1 protein-coding gene and 1 tRNA gene are annotated in these 363 nt (G+C 49.6%); both read right to left on the bottom strand.

Annotated features, from left to right (window positions below):
* Positions 1 to 23: 23 nt before the first annotated feature.
* Positions 24 to 105: transfer RNA gene (locus tag G0Q06_RS14285), tRNA-Pro, on the bottom strand.
* Positions 62 to 352: a GIY-YIG nuclease family protein gene (locus G0Q06_RS14845; RefSeq protein WP_163967449.1), complete on the bottom strand. Its 291-nt coding sequence runs from the start codon at positions 350 to 352 to the stop codon at positions 62 to 64. Before G0Q06_RS14845 ends, G0Q06_RS14285 begins: the two co-directional genes overlap by 44 nt.
* Positions 353 to 363: the final 11 nt, after the last annotated feature.

Genomic DNA, 363 nt, shown 5'->3' with positions numbered 1-363 from the left:
CAAATGATTTAAATGACTAAAATTGGCTGCTCGGGCAGGATTTGAACCTGCGACCAAGTGGTTAATCCCGACCCTGTCGGGACTCTACCGCTGAGTTGCCAAACACTGCACGCAGTTTTGTTGGCGATTTCCAAGATTTGAGTTCGCCCTCACGGATCATCGCCATTGATCGGCTCGGGAACTCTTCAGATCCCAGGAGGTGCCATGGCCCGTTCTTGTGGGTATACTTTCCCAGATGGTTTTTACCCTCTGGAGAATTATGCTGGCGCAGCCGGCGTTCGAGGTTGTCAGTCTGACCGATGTAGAGTCGGCCTTTTTGATTCTCCAAGACATAGACAAAGTATTCGGACATAATAAAAGCGT

This window comes from Oceanipulchritudo coccoides, assembly GCF_010500615.1.
Lineage (GTDB): Bacteria > Verrucomicrobiota > Verrucomicrobiia > Opitutales > Oceanipulchritudinaceae > Oceanipulchritudo > Oceanipulchritudo coccoides.
Note: the sequence above shows the minus strand (reverse complement) of the source record. Positions and strands in the feature narration are given on the sequence as shown.

Coding starts and splice junctions, on each gene's coding strand:
- G0Q06_RS14845 (WP_163967449.1), bottom strand. CDS start 352: ATGTCCGAATACTTTGTCTATGTCTTGGAGAATCAAAAAGGCCGACTC.